This is a genomic window from Tunturibacter gelidoferens (assembly GCF_040358255.1).
GTDB lineage: Bacteria > Acidobacteriota > Terriglobia > Terriglobales > Acidobacteriaceae > Edaphobacter > Edaphobacter gelidiferens.
In genome coordinates this window covers 4,555,818-4,578,864 of record NZ_CP132938.1, presented here as the reverse complement: position 1 = coordinate 4,578,864, position 23,047 = coordinate 4,555,818, and the positions used below count along the sequence as shown (strand labels likewise).

Below are 23,047 nucleotides of genomic sequence, written 5' to 3'. Positions count from 1 at the left end.
GTTGGGTCCAACCTAGTTGACCACAAACCGGAGTGAATACGGGTAGGAGGAGCGTGATTCAGGTGCGCGAGGAAGCTGCCTAGACGGCTGTGAGCTCGGGTTCTGTCTGCTTTGCCATGATGCGGATCGATTGGTTGTAGGGGGCTGTGAGGACGCCGCGCTCGGTGATGATGGCGGTGACGTACTTTGCGGGGGTGACGTCGAAGGCTGGGTTCTCGATGGCTACGCCGTGGGGCGTCATCTGCTTGCCGTTGGAGTGAGTGACCTCGCGAGCGTCGCGCTGTTCTATGGGGATGCTGTCGCCCGTGGCAGTTTGAAGGTCGAGGGTGGACCAGGGGGCGGCGACGTAGAAGGGGATGTTGTGTTCTTTCGCGAGGATGGCTACGCCGTAGGTGCCGATCTTGTTGGCGACGTCGCCGTTGGCGGCGATTCGGTCGGCTCCGACGATGACGGCCTGGATACGGCCCTGGCGCATGAGAGAGGCGGCCATGTTGTCGCAGAGGACGGTGGTGGGGATGTTGTCCTTCATGAGCTCCCATGCGGTGAGGCGGGCGCCTTGCAGGAAGGGACGGGTCTCGTCGGCGAAGACGTCGATTTTGTGACCGCGGGCTATTGCGGACCTGATCACTCCCAGCGCCGATCCATAGCCGCAGGTGGCGAGGGCGCCGGCGTTGCAGTGGGTGAGGACGGTGCCCTCTTTGGGGAGGAGCGGTGCGCCGTGTGCGCCCATCTGCTTGCAGGCGGCGATGTCTTCGTCGTACATGCGGCGGGCTTTGGCGACGACGGAGGATTTGATCTCGGCGATGGGGGTGTTTTTGGCGGCGAGTTCGATGTAGAGATTGCGGATCTCGTCGATGCCCCAGAAGAGGTTGACGGCGGTGGGGCGGGTTTCGGCGAGGGTCTTGGCGATGAGGGCGACTTCTTCGGTGAGGGCGGGAAGGGTGGTCGCGGAGCTGCGATCGATGCCGATGGCCATGCCCATGGCGGCAGAGACGCCGATCGCGGGTGCTCCGCGGACGATCATGTCGCGGATGACCGTGGCGACCTGTTTGTAGTCGGTGGCGAGGACGTAGGTCTCCTCGAGGGGGAGTTTGGTCTGGTCGAGGAAGTTAACGCCGGTAGGGAGCCATTCGAGGGTAGGGATCATGTCCCTTCTAGTTTATCGCGAATGGCCTGTATGGGGGCGGATATGGGGACCGTAGGCGGTTCTGGGGGCGTAGAAGCGCTGGCAGCAGCAGGTGCAGCGAACCGGGCGCAGAGCCAGGTAATGGAAGAACCAGTCCCAGCCGCGGCGATGAGAGCGGTGCAGGGATTCGGTGTTGCAGTGGGGACAGAATCTTCCGTCGGAGAACTTCGGCTTTGAGAACATGGGGGCTATATCGGCGGGGATGTTGCGAGTGTTAGGTTCGTGAGAATTATTTCTCTCTGGTGAGGCTTTACGTGCGGGTTCTCGTCCAAAACGGGAATAAAGCTGCGGCTGAGTTTTGGTTGGTGAGGGAGGTTCTCGTGAGAAAAGATGTGCTGACAAATATTCTTCTGGCCGTGATTGCGATAGCGTTGGTTGCGATCGCTGCGAGGCCGTATGTGTCTCCTCCAACGGTTGCGGCTGACTCGGCGGCGGCTCATGCGCTCTACATCGAGCCGGGAGTGCAGAATCTGCGGTATCCGGATGGGACGGGGCAGGTGTACGGGAAGGTGGTCGTGGATCTGCGGACCGGGAAGATCTGGGGTTTCCCTACAGGGACCGTCGATCCTTATCCTTCTTATCCGCTGGACAGCAAGCCGGCGGTTTCGCGTCCGTTTGCGCTGGGACGGTATGCGTTTGAGGATACGGATAAGTGATGGAGGAATGATTACGTTTGTTGCCACTTGAATTGAGGAGGAGGATCGCTATGCCGGTTCAGTTTGTTCATTCGACCACCGATGAACTTTCGATGGTGAAGATTCCTGCGATGGGCTCGAGCTCGCGGTGCGGCTGCAGCATGATGCAACCGGGGAGGCGCTTACTTTGATGGAGACGGTGAATGCGCCGGGGTTTGGGCCGCCGCTGCATCGTCACTCTGAGACTGAGGTGTTTGGGTGCTTGAAGGAGAGTATCTGTATGAAGTGGAGGGAAAGATTTCGGGCTACGACGGGAGATGTTGTCAGGGAGGCGTGGCGCATACCTTCGTGAATGTGAGCGACCGCCCGTCGCGGCAATTGGTGTTGCTGCTGCCGGCGATGGATGCGATGAAGTTTTTCGCTGGGTTGGGAGAGATTAGGAAGGCAGGGCGTCCGGAGCAGTCGATGTTGAACGCCTATGGCGCGGAATGGGGTGTGGAGTTTCTTGGGCCGCCGATCAAGGCTACTGCCTGATCGACAGCTTGCTATGGCTAACGGGTGGTGATTGTAGTGGGGGGCTTCGTAGGCTTTGCGATAGTTTGCGGTAGCCTTCGCTTCCCATAGACGGTCGAGTGGTGTTATCTTTCTCCCCATAGACGTTCGAGTGGAGAGTGGCTTTGGACCGAAGCAAAAAACAAGACAGCGAGATGGTCCAGGGAACATTGGACATGCTGGTCCTCAAGGCGCTCGTGATGGGGCCGGCGCATGGCCACACCATCGCGCGTGTGATCGAACAGACGTCAGAGGACGTACTGCAGGTTGAACAGGGATCACTGTATCCTGCGCTTCACCGGCTTGAAGATCGCGGATGGCTTCAGGCGTATTGGGGCACAAGCGAAAACAATCGCAAAGCGAAGTTTTATCGGCTTACTGCGGCAGGGAAGAAACATCTGACGCTGGAGACGAATCGCTGGCGACAGATGGTGCGTGCAATCGGCCTCGTCATGGGGGAGTAAGTGTAACGCGAAAGGAAGTCAGATGAGCTTACGCAGATTTTTCAAAAGACGGCTAAGCGATGCAGAGGTGGGTCTCGAGATGGAGAATCATCTTACTCTGGAGTGCGATGAGAACCTTGCTCGCGGAATGAGCGAAGAAGAAGCGCGACGGCAGGCTTATCTGAAGTTCGGTTCTCCGCAACGTGTTCGCGAGGATCTTTGGCGGAGGAATAGCATTGCGCCGCTTGAGAATATCCTGCGCGACGTGCGCTATGCATGTCGAACGTTACGTCGCAGTCCAGGATATGCGTTTATGGCGATTCTGACGCTTGGGCTGGGAATTGGTGCGAACGCGGCGATCTTTGTTGTCATCAACGGAGTGCTGCTGCGCCCGCTGCCTTATGCGGAGCCAGGTCAGATCGTGCATGTTGAACAGACGGCAGCGCGCGTCGGAACGGATCCGATTGGATTCTCCGTGCCGGAGGTGGAGGAGTATCGCCAACTGAATCACGTGTTCTCCGATCTGGCCGAATATCATTCGATGACCTTTACCCTGCTTGGAGCAAAGGTACCGGAGCGTGTGAGTACAGGGGTGGTCTCTGCGAACTTCTTCGACGTGCTGGGAGTGAAGCCTGTCCTGGGGCGGCTGATCACACCGGCAGATGAAAGTCCGAAAGCGGAGCCTGTGCTGGTACTTAGCTATGCGTACTGGGTTAAGAATTTTGGCCGGGATCCGAAGATACTGGGCCGCATGTTCGAGATGAATGATCGCGTTCATACAGTGGTTGGTGTACTTCCGCCACTTCCGGAGTATCCGGACGCAAACGATGTTTACATGCCGACGACGTCCTGCCCCTTCCGGTCCAATCCGAAGATGATCGCCGACCGGGATATGCGGATGGTGACGGTCTTCGCGCGGATGAAACCGGGGGTGACGGCAACACAGGCGCAGAGTGATCTGGCTACGATTACAAATCGGCTGGCTCTCAGTTATCCGAAATCTTACCCGGCGGGCGCAGGAGTCATGGCACAAATGACCGGCCTGGAGCAGGAGCTGACTCATGCGGCGCGGCCTACTTTTCTGACGCTTCTGGGAGCGGCGGTACTGGTCCTGCTGCTGGCGTGCGCGAACCTGGCGAATCTGGCCATCTCGCGACAACTTCGCCGATCTCAGGAGACGGCTATTCGCATGGCCACGGGTGCGAGCTCCTGGGATATCTTTCGACAACTTCTTACCGAGAGCATGGTGGTGGCCCTTGCAGGAGGGGTGTTGGGACTTGGAATTGCGGCGGTTGGATCGAAGCTGTTGATCGCTTATGCAGCACGAATGACACCGCTGTCGGGAGAGATTCACCTTGATGGTCGGGTGTTCCTGTTTGTAGCTGCCCTCTCGGTTATTGCGGGTGTGATGTTTGGAGCACTCCCTGGATTTGTAGCCAGCCGCGACCGTCTGAGTGTCCTGACTGGCTCTGGCGAAAGATCAGTCGGGAGCGGAGGAGTGACGCGGGCTCGCCAGGCACTGGTTGCGGTGCAGGTAACTCTCTCCTTCGTGCTGCTGATGTGTGCGGGATTGATGCTCCAGAGTTTGCACAAGCTGCTGTCAGTTGACCCGGGATTCAAGACCGCGAATGTGCTCTCGATGCGTATCAGTTTAGATTGGACCAAATATGCGAAACGCACAGAGCTGAATCAGTTCTTCCACCAGGTGCTGAGCCGTGTAACGGGACTGCCCGGAGTCGAGAGCGCTGCAGTGAGCGTGATGGTCCCGCTCAACAGCAACATGGGCACAATGACTGGAGGTGTGCAGCTGGAGGGACGGGCTTTGAACCCGGGCGAGTTGATGCCGCAGGTGGACTTTGAACTCGCAAGTCCCGACTATTTTCGTGTGCTCGGTGTGCCGATTCTTGCGGGGCGGGCATTTACGGATGGGGATACGGAACACTCTCCGGCAGTAGCTATCGTTAACGCGCGCATGGCAAAACATTACTGGCCTACGGAAGATCCAATCGGCCGTCACGTGTCGACAGACAATGGTAAGACATGGATCACTGTGGTTGGAGTGGCAAGCAGTGTTCATCAATATGGACTTGATAAGGATTTGAAAGAAGGAATCTATCTGCCGCAGGATCAGTCTCCTTCTCTCACCGACGCTCACTTGCTGGTACGAACGCGTGTCGATCCGATGCACACCGCCAACCAGATCGCCGATGTCATTCACCAGATCGATCCGCACCAGCCGGTGACCGAGATCCGGACGTTGGATCAGCTGCGAAGCGCGCAGTTGGGAACTCCCAGGGTGACGGCTACGCTGTTGGGTCTGTTCGCAGCGCTGGCGTTGTTCATCACCGTGGTGGGGGTAAGCGGAACACTTGCGTTAGCGGTGGCCCATCGGACTAAGGAGATCGGGATACGAATCGCACTTGGCGCTCCGAAAGGGGAGATTCTGCACAATGTGCTGGTGCGTGGCATGATTCCGGTGATCGCCGGAATAGCAGCGGGGGCTATCGTGGCGATGTTCTCAACGAGACTCTTGGCTAGCATGCTGTTCGCGATCAGACCTGATGATCCACTGACCTTCGGGTCTATCGCGATTCTTCTTGCCATGGTGGCGCTGATCGGATGCGCGATTCCGGCACGGAGCGCAATTCGAGTCGATCCGATAAAAGCGCTGCGCACGGAGTAGTGCTCGCCGAGAACGCGAATGCGTGCGCAGCGCGGTTATCTCTTTGATTCGCGTGCTCTCACGCGCTTGAACGGACACCGTTGTAGGCGATGGGTGCCTACTCGCTTTCGGCGACAAAGACAGCGGTTGTGAGCGCCGGGACTATAACGGTTCCTTCTTTCGAGTTGAACGTGGACTGCCTAGTTGCGGGATCGCTGGAGTTTCGCTGCACCGGGTGCAGATGCAGGCCCAAGCCCTGGAGATGAGTGTTGGTGAACGTCACGGATGCATTGGTTGCATTGAAGACGACCAGGATGTGTTTGTAGATTCCGTAGCTTCCACCATTCGCATCGAGATTCATTACGATCAGCCCCGGCGTCTGGTTTGAACCTGTATTCAGAAACGTCAGGTTCCGCTGCACTTCCTCAAATGTGGGCATGCGGAACAACTCCGAACTGTAGCGGATCTGCAGCAATTCACTGAATGCTGCTTTACTGTATGCGATATTTGCCGGAAGCGGGGTGTAGGAGGGGTTACTGAGCAGCGGCATCATGATCGGCCATTGGGCCTGGTTCTGGCTTGCAATGGGCAGACCGATGCCCCAGTTTGCGGTCTTACCGCTCCAGTCGATCTTATTGAACCAGTCTCCGGAGTTGTAGCTGTTCTGGTCCATGTCTTTGGAGCGCAGCAGGTCGTCGCCTGCCTGGAAGAACGGAATTCCTTCCCCGAGGGTTACGAGGCTCATGCCCATCAACTGCCTGCGGGCACGAGTGGCAATGTTGTCGTTGTAGCTCGACTTCAGCTGCACCTTGTCGAAGAGGTCCTGGTTGTCGTGGACTGAGGCATAGTTCACCGCTTCGATTGGGCTCTTGGTGTATCCGGTTGGTTGTCCGTTATAGAGCACCTGGGCTCCGGTTACTGTTGCCCCGGCGCTGTCGGTAAAGCTGTAGTCGCGCAGATTTCCCGTGAGTCCTACATCGATCCAGTCAGAGTACTGCAACAACTGATTTTGCTGACCGTTTAGCGGCGGATTTGAGTTGGTGTAGTCGCTTGGGTCGGTGAAGAGCCCGGTGGCAAAGCCCTGCACGCGCTCATCAGTAAACGGGCTGCCGCCGTGGATGCCGTCGCGGATGCGGTCGTTGAAGGTTCCAACGCCAAAACCATACAGATTGATCTGCGAGGCATTGGGGCCTATCTGATTGTTCGCGGTGTCTCCGAAGTTGAAGCCTTCTCCATACAAATAAATCTTCGATCCGTCGACACCATCTTTCTCGGGAGTGAGTGCCTGAAGGGCCTGCTGGATGGCCTGCACGTTGTAAGTGAACATGAAGCTAAGGATGTCGAAGCGGAAGCCATCGATCTTGTAGTCCTTCGCGTTGAGTACGAGGGTGTCGATGATCAGCTTTTCCATCATGCGATGTTCGCTTGCGGTATCCGGGCAGCACGAACCTGTTTCGAGGTTTCCATTCGCATCGAGGCGGTGATAGTAGTTTGGTACCACCTCGTCGAGATTGGAGTTAGGTCCCTCGCCGCTGGCATTGGTGTGATTGAAGACGACATCCTGGACGACGCGCAGACCGGCTTTGTGCAGGCCGTCAACCATGACCCGATATTCGCGCACGCGGTTATCGGGATTGATCGCGTAACTACCCTCGGGCGTCAAGTAGTGCACAGGATCATAGCCCCAGTTATATGCGGGGCTGGTCTGGCTGGCGGTTACTGCTGCCTGCTGCTGCTGGCCATCGGGTGGATATACCCCCAGACCGGTGGGAATGATCCATTTGGATTTGTCTTCATTCACGCTGGCGAAGTGGAACGAAGGCAAGATGTGGACTGCCTTGAGCCCGCTTTCGGCCAGCGAGCGAAGATGCTTCATGCCGTCCGAGCCCTGGTCCTCAAAGGCCTCGTACATGCCGCGGTGAGCCAAGGGAACTGTGAGATCGTTCACGCTGAAGTCGCGAATATGCAGTTCATAGATGCTCATATCGCTGACGCTTCTTAGCGGAGGTGACGTCTCCTCGTCCCAGCCTGCGGGCTTCGTCCTGTCGGAGTCGAGATCTGTGATTCTGCTCTTGGTGCCATTCAATGCGATATCGATCGAATAGGGATCGCTGGTGACATTCGTGTCCACCGCGCCGTCGGCTGACACCCACACCTTCACGCTGTAGAGATAGTATTTATCTTTCCAGCTGGGGTCGCCTTTCGCTACCCATACTCCATCGTGCTCATGCATCGTGACGACGGCGGAAGGCGCGGTGTCGGATTCGTGATCGAAGAGCTGGAGGGAGACGTTCTGCGCGGTGGGGGCCCAGAGCTTCAGCTTGACGGCGCAGTCCTCGTCGTCGGGCCAATCGCGCCAGTTTTTGTCGTCCCAATGGTGAAAGACGACGCCTAGCTTGCCGGGGTAGTAGTAGAGATCGTCCAAAACACCTGCGAATTGAATGCCAGTGGCATACTGCAGCATTCCATTGGAACCGACCGCGGAAAACGCGAGTTGTCCTTCGAGCGCGGTTTGCAAGGTCGAGAGCTGCGTATTCTCCGGTAGCTGGAGGACGGTGTATCCACTCAGTTGCGGGTAGCGTAGCAACTCGTCTGCAGTCAGGGCTCCGCCAACGGTGAGCGGAATATTGGTGCCTCCAGTGACGCCGGTGGGAGTTACAGACAGGCCGCCGGTGAGGCTGGAGCTGATCGCGAAGGTGTCACCACTTTGAGCAAACTGCGGCTGGATGGCCACTCGCTGGCGATCAAGCCAGTATGCCTGCTCTACGTTCAGAAGACTATCCAGTATCTGGGTAGGAGTCGGAGTTGTGAGGAAGACAGTCGCGTTGCCTGAGATCACCCAAGCCTGGGTATTGGTGGCGACATCCAGATGCATATCAGGTCCGGGATCTTTAACCCCGGTAGAGATGTTGTGGATGATGAATCCGAGGTCCTTCGGGTTGGGAATCAGACTTATGTCGAAGTACGCGCCGTAGGAGTCATGGCTGGTCACTCCAGTCAGTCCATCGTTGTAGTCGCCGGTGTACTCCGCTGTGTCGTTGAAGGCATAGACGGTCCAGTTCGCATAGTTCCCGTCGGGCCGGAAGTAGTGAATGCGGGCGTACCCGGGCAGGAGCGCGGTGGGATTGGTGAGACTGGGTGGGCTCTTGTAGAGCTTGCCGATCCCGGTGTAGCCCCAGTACTCGAAGCCTTCCGTGGAAGGATCGACAAATTCGTTCGGCCCTGGGTCTTTCTGATCGCCGCCAGGCGCGGAGGGATTGTGAATGATGAGCCCAAGGTTCTGCGCGTTCGGGACAACCGCTACGTCAAAATACGCTCCGTATGCGTCAGTATTCGTCACGGGGACGAGTCCGCTGTTGTAGTCGCCGGTGAACTCCGTGGTGTCATAGAAGGCATAGATCGTCCAGCCTCCGTAGTTGCCGTCCGTCCGGTGGTAGTGAACTCGGACATATCCGGGCAGCAGCGCGGTGGGATTCGTGAGGCTCGGCGCAGTGGTATACAGCTTGGCTATCCCGGAGTATGCCCAGTACTCGATGCCCTGGGTCGCGGGATCGACAAAGAGATTGTTGGGAGTGTCCTTCTGGTCTCCGCCCGATGCCGTCGGGTTGTGAATGATGATGCCAACTTCTTGCGCGCCGGAGGTCACTCCAACGTCGAAGTACGCGCCGAAGGTGTCGGTGCCAGTGACCTGTACTGGGCCGCCGCCATAGTTGCCAGTGTTTTCTGTTGTGTTATCAAAGGCATAGATCGTCCAACCGGCATAGTTGCCATCCGGCCGGTGGTAGTGAATACGTATATCGCCGGTTGGAATGGCTGGATCCGCAAAGGCCTGGGCTGCTGCAAAGACGCACAGTAGAAGCATGAAGAAGTGGGATCCTGCCTTGCGCAGAAAACGCCGTGATGTAACGAATTTCATGAGTGGCTCCCCGGAGAAACTGGCTGGTTTCGTTTGGAGTCAACGGCGCGGACGGTCAGCGTTCGTCTAAGACTCCCAATAGCAGCGCCGCGACACTAGTTGAATTGAACTTCCAGTGTCAAGAGAATTGCGGGCCCTTTTCTTTGTCCCCTCGGTTTGCTTTTGGGATTGCGAGTGGTCTGGCTGGCGCTGGCGAACTAGACTAGAAGGATGAGCCAGATTGCCGCTTCGGTCGCGAGTACGTTTTCCGAGATTGCCGCTAGGGTCGCACAGGGTTCCCGGATTGGACGGGATGATGCGCGATGGCTCTGGACGAACGCGTCCGATGCCGAGTTGTGCTCGCTTGCCGCCGGGGTGCGCGGGCGATTTCATGCGCCGGGTTCCTGTACGTATATGGTGATGCGGATCATTAACTATACGAACGTATGTGTAGCGCAATGCGACTACTGTGCTTTTTACAAACTACCTAGCCAGGACGGCGGGTACGTGTTGAGCCACGAGGAAGTATTTGCGAAGCTGGATGAGCTGCTTGCGCTGGGCGGGGATCTGGCGGCCTTCAACGGAGGGTTCAATCCACATTTGCCGTTGAGTTACTACTGCGAGTTATTTGCTGCGATTCGAGCACGATATGGGGATGCGCTGGAGTTCTACGCACTGACGATTGCGGAGTTCATGTATCTGGCCGACCACGCAAAGCTGAGCTATTCGGAGGCGGCGACGCGGCTGAAGGATGCAGGCGTCCGTTGGATCACTGGCGGTGGATCGGAGATTTTGACCGAGGATTTTCGTGCGCGGCACTCTAAGTTTAAGTACACGGTGGCGCAGTACATTGAAGCGCAGCGGGCGATTGTGGAAGCTGGGCTGAAGACGACGGCGACGATGGTGATCGGATTTGATGAGGGCCTCGAGGAGAGGCTTGAGCATCTCGAGCGAACGCGGCAGTTTCAGGATGAGACTGGAGGACTGGGAAGTTTTCTCTGCTGGACGTATAAACCTTACTTCACGCAGATTGGTGGTATCGAGATTACGACTGCGGAGTATCTGCGCCATCTTGCTCTCTGTCGGATCTACCTGGACAATATTCCGAGAATACGTACTTCGGTGCTTACTCAGAATGAGCATGCGCTAGTCGGGTTGAACTATGGCGCGGATGACTTCGATCTTCCGATCGAAGATGAAGTAACTCAGAAGGCAGGCGCGACGATCAGCTTAGACTTCGAGAGGATATTGAACTACGCGCGTGGGCTTGGATACTCGCCGGAGTATCGACACGTTTCGTTGGGGCAGCCACCGTGGTTGGCTGCGGTTTAGTTTGAGGATGATTGCGAACTGTGAGCCGCATCTCTGATCTTCCGGGGTGCGGCTTTTTTGTTAGCGTCCGACAACGATGACAGAGAAGCTGCCGGGGATTGGAGTTGGCCGAAACTGTAGTTCTTCGGATGCAGCGCCCGTGTTCTGGCCGAACTTGGAAGTCACCAGATAGGCTTTGGCGTCATTATGACTGACGATCATGGTTCTGGCACCGGGTTGGGTTTTGACCTGCTGAATTCGAGAGTATTTGAGAAGTGATTCGCGGCGAAAGATAGAAAGTGTGCCGGTTGTGTCCGCGACGAAGAGCAGATTGTGGCGCGAATCGAAGTCCAGGTCTCCCGCGTTTGCGGGACCATCTGCGATAGCGGCTACTTGACCCGTTTTCGAAATGAGGGTGATCAGCTTGTGGTCTTCGCAGGTGGTGAATAGTTGATGGCGTACGCTGTCGATTGCGAGTCCGCTGGGTCCGGTGCAGGGCGTTAGTTGCCACGAAGCCGAGACATTCTTCGAGGCAGCGTCGATGCGGATAATCTCACCGAGGGCTGGAAGGGTCACGAAGACAGTTCCGTTTCCATCGGTGATTGCTGAGCCTGGCCGTCCGGCAAGCGGGATGGTGGCGGTGACCTGGTTGGTCGTAGCATCGATGACGGTTGCGCTGTGACTGTGCGAGTTGAAGGCGAAGATCGACTTTGAAGAGGGGTCGAAGACGATGGCAGCGGGAACGGCTCCGGTGGGCACCGATGCGACCAGCTTGAGGCTGGAACGATCAAAGACGCGGACAAAGCCGGCTGATCCGTCGGTCGGGTCGGTGACGTAGCCGTATTTTCCGGAGTCATCGAGGGCGATGTCGCGAATGTTCTTCATGCCTTCGACTTCGCCGAGCAGTTTGCCGGTGTCGGTATCGACCACCATCACGCGATTGGTGCGGGGAATGTAGAGACGATGGGCAGGCGCGTCGAGAACGATATAACCCCAGCCCCCTGTGCCGCCGAGGTTCCATTGGTCTCGTACATGAAACTGTGACAGAGGTGTAGGACTGGCTGAGTAGAGCAGGGAAGAGGAGAGGGTTACCAGGAAGAAGATCGCTGAGGGAATCGTCTTCGACGTTAGTTTTTGTAGATGTTGGATCGTGTTATTCATTGGATTTATCGGTGAAGTACCTATTTAGAAAGTTATCTTCGACGGCCAGTTTGGCTGGCCGTCGAAGAGTTGATCGAATGAGACTAGCTATTATTTAGAGGAGAATTGGAAGTCATCCGTTAGATCGCCGATTGCTGGGCTGTTCGTCGGGACGTAGGGGCTGCTGGCTTTCTGGATCGGGTTCGGCAGGTTGTCGCGGCTGCGGTCGGAGATGGTTGGAAGTCCCCAGTTCTTCTCGATGTACTTCATGAGTGAGACGTGATCGCCGTACTCGTGCGAGACGTGGCCGCCCACAGAGTACTTCGACACAACGATGAGAGGGATGCGGGTACCGTCGCCGAAGAAGTCGACGGGCTGGATGTAGCCGGAGTCATAGTATCCGCCGCCCTCGTCGAAGGTGACGAAGATAGCAGTGTCGGCCCAGAGGGTCGGGTTGGCTTTGACGCCGTCGATGATCTTCTTGGTGAAGCCTTCGAAGAGGTCGAGTTTGGAAGATGCCGGGTGACCATCGTTGAAGCCGCTGGGCTTGACGATGGAGACTGGCGGCAGGTTGCCGGTGTCGATGTCCTCATAGAGCTCAGTCGTGTCCGCGATGTAGGTCTGGCGGGCGGCCTGGGTCCCCATGAACTGGGTCTGGTACTGGAAGGGGTTGCAGATGTTGCAATACGCATCGAAGGAGTTCGACTCGGTGGGATCGGTTACGTAGAGATCCCAGTTCTCGCCGAAGTATTTGAAGGGAACATTGTGAGCGACGAGGTCGTCGCCGATGCTCTTCTGGCTGGTTGGTGGAATGGTGAAGGGCGAGTACTGCGAGGTGAGGGTACCGTCGCCGTTGTAGCCGGGGTTGTAGTTATTGACGAGGTAGTAGTCACCCTTGACGCAGTTGGACTTCACTGGCCGCTTGAGGGACTGGAGGTAGTTGGTCACTGCAGGGACACCTGGCTGGCTGATGTCTCCGCAGTTGACGTAGCTGCCGCCGCCGTAGCCATCCTGATCATAGAAGTCATTGGTGGCGGGCTGGGGGTTGGGGTTCTCCACCTGGTTGGTTGGGGGCTTCGCGGCAACGCCCTTGCTGTTGGTGTAGAAGATGGCGTCGCCGAAGCCGAACATGATGTGGTTGGCGCCGGTGCCGCCCATGACGGACTGGTGGAAGTTATCGCTGATGGTGTACTCGTCAGCGAGCTTCTTGAAGTACGGAGCGTCGCCCTGGGCCATGTTGTAGAAGCCCATGGAGGTGGCGCCTTCGCCGGTGGTCGTTTCGTTGAAGTTGGCTGGCTGCTTGGCTCCATTGCCGCCGGTGCCAACCGAGACTTCAACCCAGGGGAAGAGGTCGTTCAAGCAACCGCTGGCGTTGTCTTCGGTGGCGTAGTCGGCGTTGCAGTCCGTCTGCTGCCACATCTGAAAGAAGCGGTGCACAGGGCTGTTGGTGTAGGCGTCGTACGGCATTTTGGGTCCGCTGAGCTGGAAGACACCTTCGCGCAGGTTCGTGTCGTTCGTAATGCGAGTGTCGGGCTTGCCGCCGGCGATACCGGTTGCGCCAGTCAACAGAAACTTGTCATAACCAGCAGCGAGACCGGTATCTGCAAGTTCGGCGACCTTGAGCGTAGTGAAAGGAGCGCTGGTTTCGCTGGCTTTTTCAGGACCTCCAGCGAGAGCCGCCGGGAGCGTGCTGTAGATGCTCTTGGACTGAGGGCTGTTGGAATACTTTCCATTGTCGGCGGTGGTGGTGTCGAGGGCCGAGAACTGGGCGGAGAAGGAGTAGTTTGGGCCGGGCTTGCCGTTGGCATTAACGATGCCTTTGGAGAGGAGGTTCGAGACGGTCTCGCCTTCTTTCGGCTTGTAGGTCGCGTAGACGTGATCGAAGGTACGGTTTTCGCCGATGATGATGATGACGTGCTTGATGGGGGTCTTTGTTTCGGGGACAGCAGTTTGGGCGTAGGCGGATTGTGGCAGTCCCGCAAACACTTGCAGCGCAATCAACATCATCGCGCCGCACTTCAAGGTCCCGTTAGGGGCGTTGACAGTACGTTTCAAAGTGATACCTCCGGAAAACTGAGGGAACGGATTGAGCCGTTGGGGAATACAACCTCAGTGGGATAACCGTAGAGGTATCAGCATGCTTGATGTGTCACGCCAAAATGAAATGATCAATAATTACGATTACATTGTTCGTCGCATTTCGTCGCGCCAAATATCATTTTGAAAAGTAACATTCCGTTCATTCGGTATTCACTGTTCAAGCGATGCAAGATTGAATCTTGCGATCTAGACGACGACTTTGTAGGGTCTCATCATCTCGTTGTCTTCGTGCTCCAGGATGTGACAGTGCCAGACGTAGAGGAGTTCGTCGCCGGGAGAGACCGGTGCTCCGTGGGGGAGATCGAAGCGCATGATGACGCGGGTGACATAGCCTGGGTAGGACTTGATCGTATCTTTGTAAGCGGGGCGCTCATTGCTTTCTGGCGCCATTGGCTTTCCGGTGAAGACGAGCTTACCGGTCTGCTGGTAGGTTGGCACGTCGAAGGCCTGGCGATTCAAGACCTGGAAGCGCACGAGGTGGACGTGCAGGGGATGAACGTCGCCAGTAGTGTTGACGAAGGACCAGATCTCGGTCGAACCGGCCTTCGGATCTTCGGTGATGGGCTCATGCCAGCGCGCATTTCCCAGAAGGCCGATGATAACGTAGCCGTCGGAGGGGCGCTCTTTTTCTGAGACGAGGAGGAGACGCTCCCGGGTTTCGTAGTTGGGGGAGAGCGGCTCGAAGGGTACGAGCGTTTCAGGGACTACGCTGGTGTCTCTGCCCGAGAGAGGTTTGGTCACCTTGAAGAGCATGACGTCCTCGGTGAGGTACTGGCCGCCCATCGTATAGGGGGCAGGGGCGTCGTTGACGAGCGAGAAAGATTTGCCTTCACAGCTGGAAAAGTCGACGACAATATCGAAGCGCTCGGCTGGTCCGATGAGGAGGTAGTGGAGTTCGAGAGGGGCAGGGAGCAGACCGCCGTCGGTGCCGACCTGCTGGAAGGACGGCACGTCCAAGGAGTCATTCTGAACCTTGCCGGCAGCGTTGGAGTTGAAGAGTCGCAGGTGGTAAAAGCGTGCATTAGCGGCGTTGACGATGCGGAAGCGGTACTTGCGTGGCTCGACCTCGAGGAACGGTGCGACTTTCCCGTTGACACAGTTGTAGTCGCCGTAGAACTCCTGAATCCAGACCGGGTGTTCCTTCGGACCGTTGACAACTTTCGGGTAGAAGAGGGAGCCGTCATGGTGGAAGAGGCGGTCTTGCAGCATGAGGGGAATCTCGAAGTCGCCCTGCGGCAGATTGAGTGCTCTCTCCGCGTCGTCGCGAATGAGATAGGTGCCTGCCAGACCAGCGTAGACGTTCAGCCGAGTGATCCCAAGGCAGTGATCGTGATACCAGAGGGCAGTAGAAGGTTGGCAGTTGGGATAGGCAGAGGGGCGCGGGTTGAACTTTGACCCATGCGGCCCATGTTCGCCTTGCGCGGTGAACCATGCTTCGGGGTAGCCGTCGTCGTCCGGCATTGTGCAGGCGCCGTGGAGGTGCGCCACATTGCGGACAGCAGGCAGGGACGATTCGGCTCCGTGGATGGAGTGATCGATGGGAAGCAGATGCGTAGAGGGGAGCTTGCTGATCCAGTTGACGCTGAGAGGTTTGCCGCCTTCGGCCTCTATGGTTGGACCGGGCCAGCATCCGTTATATCCCCAGAGGGTTGTGGGCGGGAGATCCCGATGCACCTTCTGTTGAAACTGGCGCATTTCGATGTCGATGACTTCGGCTAGTTTGCCGGTTGCGCGGATAGTTGGCGGAATGGGAAGGGCATCGACGTAGGGCGTAAGCTTGACTCCGCTGCGTACCTGCGCGGGTGAAGCCATCGCCTGTTGCATCGCCGGCACGGTCTTGCTGAGGGTGAACCCAGCAGCGGTGGTGAGGCCCCTTTGGAGAAGGCGACGTCTGCTTAGCATCGTATGCGGCCGGGACCGGATGGGATTATTGCGAGGGGACAGTCCATTAATCGCGGTTCAATCTGCTTGTTTTCAATCTTCCTGCACCAAGAAAACAGTAGTCTGACTTTGTTACGACACGATGAAGGTATCCGAATTCGGCGTGAAGGCAAATAGAATGAAGAGACATGCCGAGGTCGACACTATCCGTTGCCATCATTACGCTGAATGAAGAAGCCAACCTCGCGCGGACGCTCGCTAGCGTGCATTTTGCGGATGAAGTGGTGGTGGTGGATTCGGGATCGACTGATCGTACGTCGGAGATTGCGAAGTCGTTCGGAGCGAAGGTCTTTACGGAGCCGTGGAAGGGTTTTGCGAAACAGAAGAACTCTGCTATTGAAAAATGTGTGGGTACGTGGGTTCTTTCGCTTGACGCGGACGAAGAGCTAACGGTTGAGCTTCAGAGAGAGATCGGTCAGATGCTTGAGGTAGATCCTCAGGCCCTGCCGCAGATAGATGGCTACCGGCTTCGGCTGCGACATGTCTTTCTCGGGCGCTGGATGCGTCACGGGGGCTACTATCCGGATTTTAAGTTGCGCTTGTTTCGTCGTATGACCAGCTCTGGTGCGGTCTGCTTCACCGATCGCCCGGTGCATGAGTCTGTGCAGATTGCGGGTGGGGTTGAGACGATGAAGAATGACTTTCTCCACCATGGCTATCCCGATTTAAATATCTATCTTGAACACATGAACCGGTATAGCAGTCTTGGCGGCCAGATCGTTGCTGCGAAGGGGAAGGTCAGCCGTTCGTGGGTAGCTTTCTGCTGGAATGTTGCTTTGGTCCCGATCCTGACGTTTGTCTGGAACTTTGGGTTTCGCCTGGGTTTTCTGGACGGTCGCGAGGGGCTACTACTTCATCTTTACCATTCGGCCTATATCAGTTGGAAGTATGCGAAGGCGTGGCAGATCGGGAGTCATGCAGGTGACACCTAGAGCATTCACACTCATGAGGGCGATGTTATGTCGGCCTCATATCAAAGTCGCGGCTCGATGACCTGAGTGGCGGATTGGAAGAGATAGACAGCAAGAATGGTCATGAGTGGTTCGAGCGGGTGGCGAAAGCGTGCCTGGACGGTGACGAAGTAGTAGGTAAGCGGTAGAAGTGCAAAAGCCCACGCGAAGAGGATGGCTCCCGGGATGCGTTGCTTCAGCGCCAAGAAAAGACCTAGAAGCGCGGCGAGGCTGACAAAACTGTAGTTCAGAACGCGGAAAGCTTCGTTGAGAACTCCTTTTTCGGGTGGTTTGGGAACGCTGATCCAGTAAAAATAAAACCGCTTGAGGGCGAGTTCGAAGAAGCGCAGTTTGTGGGTGCGGATATGTTCGCGCGCGAGCTTTCCTTCACGCTGGACGTAGGCGTATTCGCCCATATTTTTGTATTCAAGATACTCCGGGCAGACGTCGCAGACGGGCACTCTAGTGCCGACGGTGAATCCGTTATAGGAGTCGAGAACGGAGTCGTGCAGTTCTGCGCCGAGGTTGCCGCGAATCGGGATGAAGGCGCGAAATACTTTTTGGTTGCGGATCATCCACGGGGCGAGACAGGCGACGAAGATAAGTGCTGCGATGATGGCTTTTCCAATTGCGGGGCTGAGCGTCGCCTTCTGCTTCGCTGCACCAAGGAGCATCCATACACCACAGACTGGAAGGAAGAGGAGAATGGTCGAGTTCAGGAGCGCGATCATTCCCCAGAAAAGTCCGAAGAGGCACCATCGAACGTTGGTTTGAGGGTTCGGCTCTGGAGGATCTTCGCCTATGTTGCGAACACGAAGGGCAATAGTGATTACAGCGGAGAACAGCAGAGCTGTAAGGGCCATGTCCCAGACCCAGTGAACGGCATATTGCAGAGCGGCAGGATAGAGCGCCCAAAGCCATGCTGACCACAGGGCGATGTTACGAGCTCGTCCGGTGGGTCGAAAGCATCTTGCGGCAATCTCAAATATAAGTGGAGCCGTTGCTGCGGAGAAGATGCTATTGATGGTCAGGATTACCCAGGCGGACTTTGCGGCGTAGACGCCGAAGATCTTGAAGACGCCGGCAAGCAGCAGAGGATACAGAGGCGGTACCCATGCGGTGGGCCCGGAATGACCAGTGAAGGGGTCAGCGTAACCGAAGCCGGTGACTAGTGCGCGGGCGATGCGGCCCATCTCCCAGCCGAACTGAAGGTGATCCTCCGACGGGCGGATGCGATAGGTGTGGGCGAGAGTGATGTAGAGGACGCGGAGGAGCAGTCCGATCCAGAAGATGTGCCAAGGCGCTCGAAAAGAAAGGGACTGTCGTTGTGTCTGTGGGCTTGGCATTCGCTGATTCCCCGCGTTTAGCTGCGGCCGACGCGAGGCTGCGCGATGACAAGACCGCGAGGGGTAGGTAAGAAGATGACGGAGAGAAGACCTTCCGATTCCATCGACTTCGCCGCGTCACGGACGACTTTGTGGTGCGAACTGGCGTCGTGCATGAGGATGAGGCCATTGGGATTGATCTGGGGGAGAAAGCGCTTGACCTCCTGCTCGCGGATAGGCATGTCGGAGTCCGAGAAGAAGAGATCGATCGTGCCGTCGATCTTCATCTCAAGGCTGGACTGGTTGCGAAGTTCGATCCAGGGCTTGAGCGGGGACGCTTCAAGTCGTTCCTTCGCGCGAGCGTAAACGACCGGGTCAAACTCGCAGCTGATGACCTTGCCGAAGCCGTTGCGTTCGAGGCCCTTCGCAATCCATTCTGTGGAAACGCCGAGGAAAGATCCTGTTTCAACGACCAGCATGGGCTTTATGGTTGTGACCAGAGTAGCAAGGAACTCCAGGACCTCGAGCTCGGCGGTCATGGAGTCGATCATGCTCCAACGCTCGGGCTGGGGGCACTCGGGGGTGGCGCGGTGTGACTCGGGTTGGAGCGTCCCGGCGGCGCGATCATGCTGGAGCATGATCTTGTGTTCCTGCTTTATCTTTTTGCTGAATAAACCCATGCGAAGACTCCCTAATCTTCCATTATGCGGGATTAGAAGGAGCAACGAGGAGTGGACGAAGAACTTCGTCGATATCCGGATTTTGACCAGCATTATGCGGCAACCCTCCGCGCAATGAAAAAAATGTAGATAATGGCGAACGAGCGGGCAGCCGCAATTCCGACTTTTGTGGCTCTTCCCGAGTGAGATAAATCGAACAGCAAGCCAGGAGAAAACGCTGCATGAGTAAGACGTTCGCGGGGCAACTGATATCGGAAGCAATGGCTATGTTTATCATTATTGCCTTCGGCGACTCGGTCGCGGCAATGTACACGCTCTATAGTCCAAGCCCCTACCAGCAGGCATATTGGGGAGTGTGCATTGCGTGGGGGCTGGCCGTAACGATCGCTATCTATACGACGACTTCGGTGAGTGGTTGCCACGGTAATCCGGCTGTTACGCTGGCACTCGCGGTATACCGGCGGTTTTCCTGGAGTAAAGTGATCCCGTATTGCCTTGCGCAAGTGACCGGAGCCTTTCTGGGCGCGGGGATCGTATACACACTGTTCTCCCCAGTGATCGACAACTTCAATCTGACGAATCACCTTACGAGAGCGGCCGGCGGGGCTGCGGGGGTCTTCTTCACTCACCCCGGCCTGGCGATTACGCCCATGCACGCCTTTAGCGACGAGATCATCCTGACTGCATTTTTGATCTTTGGCATTTTCGCGATTACTGAGCAGTACAACGAAATGGCGCCCGGTGCGAATGCGGGAGCGTTGATGATTGGTTTTCTGGTGGCGTTGATTGGCGCTTCGATGGGTTACCTGGAGGCCTGGGCGATCAATCCTGCTCGCGATTTTGGACCGCGACTGTTCTGTTTTCTCATGGGCTGGGGCGCTTCTGCGTTGCCGTCGCCACAGAGTTATTGGTGGATTCCAATCGTCGCGCCGCTGCTCGGAGGACTTGTGGGCGGCGGAACCTACCAACTTCTGATCCGGCCCTTTCTGCCAGCGAGAAAGAAAGCATTGCTCGACGCCATGAAGGCATAACGTTCGATGCAGGTAAGTCGTCCTTCAAGCCACGAGCATCAAAGGAGACAAGATGAAGTATGTACTTTCGCTCGATCAAGGAACGACGAGCTCCCGCGCCATCCTCTTCGACCACGACGGACAGATCGCGGGGACTGCATCGCACGAGTTTCCGCAGATCTATCCGAACAGTGGCTGGGTAGAGCATGATCCTTTTGACATTCTCACCTCGCAGCTCGGCACTGCGGTTGAGGTGATGGGCAAAGCGCGAGTACGCCCAAGAGATGTCATCGCACTTGGGATTACCAATCAGCGGGAGACTACCGTCGTCTGGGATCGCGAGACGGGGAAGCCGGTTTATAACGCGATCGTCTGGCAGGATAGCCGTACCGCTGCTCTGACCAAGAAGCTTTCCGACGATGGGGTGGAGGAGACGGTGCGTCAGAAGACAGGACTCTTGTTGAGCCCTTACTTCTCCGCGAGCAAAGTCGCCTGGATACTGGAGAATGTTGGTGGAGCGCGTGCTCGTGCCGAGGCAGGAAAACTCGCCTTTGGGACAGTCGATAGCTGGCTGGTGTGGAATTTGACTAGTGGGAAACGTCACATCACAGACCGCACTAATGCGTCGCGGACGCTTCTCTACAACATCGTTGAGGACCGGTGGGACGACGATCTGCTGAAGCTCTTCAATATTCCAAAGAGTCTTTTGCCTGAAGTTGTCTGGTCGAACGAGAACGTAGGGCAGGTGACGACCTCGCTTGGTCTAGGCGAGGTAGAGATCGCAGGAATCGCTGGCGACCAGCAGTCGGCCTTGTTTGGGCAGCTTTGTGTCTCTCCTGGCGACGCCAAAAATACCTATGGTACGGGTTGCTTCCTGCTGCAGCATATTGGCGGTAAGTTCGCGCTTTCGGGCCACCGGCTGATTACAACGCTTGCGTGTAGCACCGATCGGAAGCTGGCCTATGCGCTTGAGGGCAGCATCTTCATCGGCGGAGCGGTGGTGCAGTGGCTTCGAGACAATATGAAGTTTTTCCGGAAGTCATCGGAGGTGGAGGCAATTGCGGCCTCTGTGCCTGACTCGGATGGTGTGGTTTTTGTTCCGGCCTTTACCGGTCTTGGAGCGCCGTACTGGGATGCGCAGGCACGAGGCCTGATCATTGGCCTGCAGCGCGGTACACAAATCGCCCACATAGCGAGAGCCGCCATCGAGAGCATCGCATTTCAGGTTGCGGACGTTCTTCGAGTGATGGACTCCGATACAAAAAATCCCTTCACGGAGCTTCGCGTAGATGGGGGAGCCGCAGCCAACGACGACCTCATGCAGTTTCAGGCCGACCTGTTGGGTGTCCCGGTTCACCGCCCAGCTGTGCTTGAGACGACTGCGCTGGGTGCTGCCTATCTGGCCGGTCTCTCCAGCGGATTCTGGAATAGCATCGATGAGTTGGAACAACATCGCAAGGCTGATACGCTCTTCGAGCCGAAGACCGATAAGAAGCATATGCAAAAGCTGCAGGAAAATTGGAGAGAAGCCGTCGAGCGTTCTCGCCACTGGAACAAGGAGAGCAGATGAATCGCGATGAGATGGTAGCCCGTGTACGGAACAGGAAAGAACCCTGGGACATTGTGGTGATCGGCGGAGGAGCTACAGGGGCCGGAGTTGCCGTCGACGCAGCATCGCGAGGTTATGACGTGCTGCTTCTGGAGCGGGAAGACTTTGGCAAAGGAACCTCGAGTCGCGCAACCAAGCTCGTTCATGGTGGCGTCCGCTATCTTGAGCAAGGGAACGTCTCGCTTGTGATGGAAGCGTTGAAGGAGCGGGGAATCCTCCTGCGGAACGCTCCACACATCGTGAAAGACCTGAAATTTATCGTTCCAAACTACTCCTGGTGGGAGGCGCCGTTCTACGGAATTGGGATGAAGGTCTACGACTTTCTTGCAGGCAAATACAGCTTCGGCGCATCCAAGGTACTTTCACTCGAAGAGACGATGCAGCTTTTGCCCACGATTCGCAAGGACGGCTTGCGCGGCGGGGTGATGTACCACGACGGGCAGTTTGATGACACGCGTCTCCTGATCAATCTGATGACAACTGCCGCAGAGCATGGAGCGGCCCTGTTGAACTACGCAGGCGTTATCGAGCTGAAGAAAGATGAGTCGGGGTTCGTGCAAGGGGTGGTGGCGGTAGATGGTGAAAGCGGAGAAAAGTATGAAATTACGGCTCGTTGCGTGGTGAATGCCACAGGCATCTTCACTGATGAAATTCGCCGGTTCGCCGAACCCGGGGCCGAGCAAATGATGGCACCCAGCCAGGGGATTCATCTTATGTTCGACCGGTCCTTCCTGATCGGGGACACGGCTCTGCTGGTACCCCATACCGACGATGGACGCGTACTGTTTGCTGTCCCTTGGCACAACCGCACTCTGGTCGGTACCACGGATACGCCCATCGAGACGGTATCGTACGAGCCGCTACCCTTTGAGGAAGAGATCGAGTTCGTCCTTGAGACTGCGGGCCGCTACCTGAGCCACAAGCCGACTCGAGAGGATATTCTCAGCGTTTATGTCGGCATACGGCCGTTAGTAAAGGCTGCTGGAGCCAGCGATGGAAAAACTTCCTCGCTCTCTCGCGACTACACGATTCACATTGACCACTCCGGTCTGCTCACAATCGTCGGTGGGAAGTGGACGACCTATCGACATATGGCCGAAGATTGTGTCGACCACGCCACTACGCTCGGGCGACTTGACGAAAGGCCTTGTGTTACGGCTACTATGCATCTTCACGGCTACCATCAGCACCCTGAGGAATTTGGCAGTTTGTCAGTATATGGAGCAGACGCTCCAGCAATTCTTGAACTTGCAAAAGAAAACCCGGAGCTCGCCAAACCGCTGCATCCTGATCTTCCTTACATTGCCGCAGAGGTCGTTTGGGCCGCACGAAACGAGATGTCTCGCACGTTGGACGATGCACTAGCGCGGCGCACTCGTGCGCTCCTATTGAACGCGCGTGCCGCAATAGCGATAGCGCCTGAGGTCGCATCTTTACTCGCTAGAGAACTCGGCAAGGATGCAGCGTGGGTCGAGGAGCAGGTGAGAATCTTTGGCGCGCTTGCAGCCCAGTACATTCCTCAGGGTACTAAATATCCGACCGCGCCCCCTCCTATTGTGTGAGATTTTGCAAACGATGAGGCTTAGATACGGAGGATTTCGTTTGTGC

The 23,047-nt window shown here is 56.7% G+C and carries 16 protein-coding genes; 9 read left to right on the top strand and 7 right to left on the bottom strand.

Going from position 1 to position 23,047, the window contains the following annotated elements:
- Positions 1-79 precede the first annotated feature (79 nt).
- The gene (gene mtnA / locus RBB81_RS19745) at positions 80-1,147 is read right to left on the bottom strand and encodes an S-methyl-5-thioribose-1-phosphate isomerase (RefSeq protein WP_353071823.1); all 1,068 of its coding nucleotides are present in this window, start codon (positions 1,145-1,147) and stop codon (positions 80-82) included.
- A 359-nt stretch (positions 1,148-1,506) separates the two neighbouring features.
- Here mtnA and RBB81_RS19740 point away from each other — a divergent pair, with 359 nt between their 5' ends.
- From RBB81_RS19740 to RBB81_RS19725, 4 genes are all read left to right on the top strand, one after another.
- Complete coding sequence (locus RBB81_RS19740) at positions 1,507-1,842, top strand: hypothetical protein (protein ID WP_179584869.1); 336 nt, start codon at positions 1,507-1,509, stop codon at positions 1,840-1,842.
- A 237-nt stretch (positions 1,843-2,079) separates the two neighbouring features.
- Positions 2,080-2,355, top strand: coding sequence for a hypothetical protein (locus tag RBB81_RS19735; protein WP_218892481.1), 276 nt, complete (start codon positions 2,080-2,082; stop codon positions 2,353-2,355).
- A gap of 173 nt (positions 2,356-2,528) precedes the next feature.
- Positions 2,529-2,837: a PadR family transcriptional regulator gene (locus RBB81_RS19730; RefSeq protein WP_353073955.1), complete on the top strand. Its 309-nt coding sequence runs from the start codon at positions 2,529-2,531 to the stop codon at positions 2,835-2,837.
- A 22-nt stretch (positions 2,838-2,859) separates the two neighbouring features.
- The gene (locus RBB81_RS19725; RefSeq protein WP_353071822.1) at positions 2,860-5,499 is read left to right on the top strand and encodes an ABC transporter permease; all 2,640 of its coding nucleotides are present in this window, start codon (positions 2,860-2,862) and stop codon (positions 5,497-5,499) included.
- A 97-nt stretch (positions 5,500-5,596) separates the two neighbouring features.
- Here RBB81_RS19725 and pulA read toward each other — a convergent pair whose 3' ends face one another.
- Entirely contained in the window at positions 5,597-9,394 is a 3,798-nt protein-coding gene (pulA, locus tag RBB81_RS19720) for a pullulanase-type alpha-1,6-glucosidase (protein ID WP_353071821.1), read from the bottom strand.
- 210 nt (positions 9,395-9,604) lie between these two features.
- Between pulA and RBB81_RS19715 the strand changes: the two genes are divergently transcribed.
- Entirely contained in the window at positions 9,605-10,705 is a 1,101-nt protein-coding gene (locus RBB81_RS19715) for a radical SAM protein (protein WP_353071820.1), read from the top strand.
- A gap of 60 nt (positions 10,706-10,765) precedes the next feature.
- Here RBB81_RS19715 and RBB81_RS19710 read toward each other — a convergent pair whose 3' ends face one another.
- The 3 genes from RBB81_RS19710 to RBB81_RS19700 form a co-directional block, all read right to left on the bottom strand.
- A complete protein-coding gene (locus RBB81_RS19710; RefSeq protein WP_353071819.1) occupies positions 10,766-11,845 on the bottom strand; it encodes a YncE family protein in 1,080 nt (359 codons plus the stop codon).
- A 90-nt stretch (positions 11,846-11,935) separates the two neighbouring features.
- A complete protein-coding gene (locus RBB81_RS19705; protein ID WP_353071818.1) occupies positions 11,936-13,879 on the bottom strand; it encodes an alkaline phosphatase family protein in 1,944 nt (647 codons plus the stop codon).
- A 231-nt stretch (positions 13,880-14,110) separates the two neighbouring features.
- The gene (locus tag RBB81_RS19700) at positions 14,111-15,826 is read right to left on the bottom strand and encodes a multicopper oxidase family protein (RefSeq protein WP_353071817.1); all 1,716 of its coding nucleotides are present in this window, start codon (positions 15,824-15,826) and stop codon (positions 14,111-14,113) included.
- 167 nt (positions 15,827-15,993) lie between these two features.
- On the opposite strand from RBB81_RS19700, the gene RBB81_RS19695 reads away from it, so the two are divergent.
- Positions 15,994-16,797 carry a glycosyltransferase family 2 protein gene (locus tag RBB81_RS19695; protein WP_183787731.1) on the top strand — a complete coding sequence of 268 codons (804 nt, stop codon included), beginning with the start codon at positions 15,994-15,996 and terminating at the stop codon, positions 16,795-16,797.
- 41 nt (positions 16,798-16,838) lie between these two features.
- Here the strand turns inward: RBB81_RS19695 and RBB81_RS19690 are convergent, their stop codons facing one another.
- Positions 16,839-18,161: an ArnT family glycosyltransferase gene (locus RBB81_RS19690; protein WP_353071816.1), complete on the bottom strand. Its 1,323-nt coding sequence runs from the start codon at positions 18,159-18,161 to the stop codon at positions 16,839-16,841.
- A gap of 17 nt (positions 18,162-18,178) precedes the next feature.
- On the bottom strand, positions 18,179-18,820 hold the full coding sequence (locus RBB81_RS19685; RefSeq protein WP_353071815.1) for an O-methyltransferase: 642 nt from the start codon (positions 18,818-18,820) through the stop codon (positions 18,179-18,181).
- A gap of 221 nt (positions 18,821-19,041) precedes the next feature.
- Here RBB81_RS19685 and RBB81_RS19680 point away from each other — a divergent pair, with 221 nt between their 5' ends.
- Genes RBB81_RS19680 through RBB81_RS19670 form a run of 3 tightly spaced genes read left to right on the top strand, consistent with a single transcriptional unit; the run spans position 19,042 to position 23,001 of the window.
- Entirely contained in the window at positions 19,042-19,851 is an 810-nt protein-coding gene (locus RBB81_RS19680; RefSeq protein WP_179584855.1) for an MIP/aquaporin family protein, read from the top strand.
- Positions 19,852-19,903: 52 nt separating this feature from the next.
- Complete coding sequence (gene glpK, locus RBB81_RS19675) at positions 19,904-21,400, top strand: glycerol kinase GlpK (protein WP_353071814.1); 1,497 nt, start codon at positions 19,904-19,906, stop codon at positions 21,398-21,400.
- Positions 21,397-23,001, top strand: a complete 1,605-nt coding sequence (locus RBB81_RS19670; protein ID WP_179584853.1) for a glycerol-3-phosphate dehydrogenase/oxidase — start codon at positions 21,397-21,399, stop codon at positions 22,999-23,001. The genes glpK and RBB81_RS19670 overlap by 4 nt, the downstream gene beginning before the upstream one ends.
- The last annotated feature ends 46 nt before the right edge of the window (positions 23,002-23,047 follow it).

Coding starts and splice junctions, on each gene's coding strand:
- mtnA (WP_353071823.1), bottom strand. CDS start 1,147: ATGATCCCTACCCTCGAATGGCTCCCTACCGGCGTTAACTTCCTCGAC.
- RBB81_RS19685 (WP_353071815.1), bottom strand. CDS start 18,820: ATGGGTTTATTCAGCAAAAAGATAAAGCAGGAACACAAGATCATGCTC.
- RBB81_RS19725 (WP_353071822.1), top strand. CDS start 2,860: ATGAGCTTACGCAGATTTTTCAAAAGACGGCTAAGCGATGCAGAGGTG.
- RBB81_RS19680 (WP_179584855.1), top strand. CDS start 19,042: ATGAGTAAGACGTTCGCGGGGCAACTGATATCGGAAGCAATGGCTATG.
- pulA (WP_353071821.1), bottom strand. CDS start 9,394: ATGAAATTCGTTACATCACGGCGTTTTCTGCGCAAGGCAGGATCCCAC.
- glpK (WP_353071814.1), top strand. CDS start 19,904: ATGAAGTATGTACTTTCGCTCGATCAAGGAACGACGAGCTCCCGCGCC.
- RBB81_RS19710 (WP_353071819.1), bottom strand. CDS start 11,845: ATGAATAACACGATCCAACATCTACAAAAACTAACGTCGAAGACGATT.
- RBB81_RS19730 (WP_353073955.1), top strand. CDS start 2,529: ATGGTCCAGGGAACATTGGACATGCTGGTCCTCAAGGCGCTCGTGATG.
- RBB81_RS19715 (WP_353071820.1), top strand. CDS start 9,605: ATGAGCCAGATTGCCGCTTCGGTCGCGAGTACGTTTTCCGAGATTGCC.
- RBB81_RS19690 (WP_353071816.1), bottom strand. CDS start 18,161: ATGCCAAGCCCACAGACACAACGACAGTCCCTTTCTTTTCGAGCGCCT.
- RBB81_RS19670 (WP_179584853.1), top strand. CDS start 21,397: ATGAATCGCGATGAGATGGTAGCCCGTGTACGGAACAGGAAAGAACCC.
- RBB81_RS19700 (WP_353071817.1), bottom strand. CDS start 15,826: ATGCTAAGCAGACGTCGCCTTCTCCAAAGGGGCCTCACCACCGCTGCT.
- RBB81_RS19695 (WP_183787731.1), top strand. CDS start 15,994: ATGCCGAGGTCGACACTATCCGTTGCCATCATTACGCTGAATGAAGAA.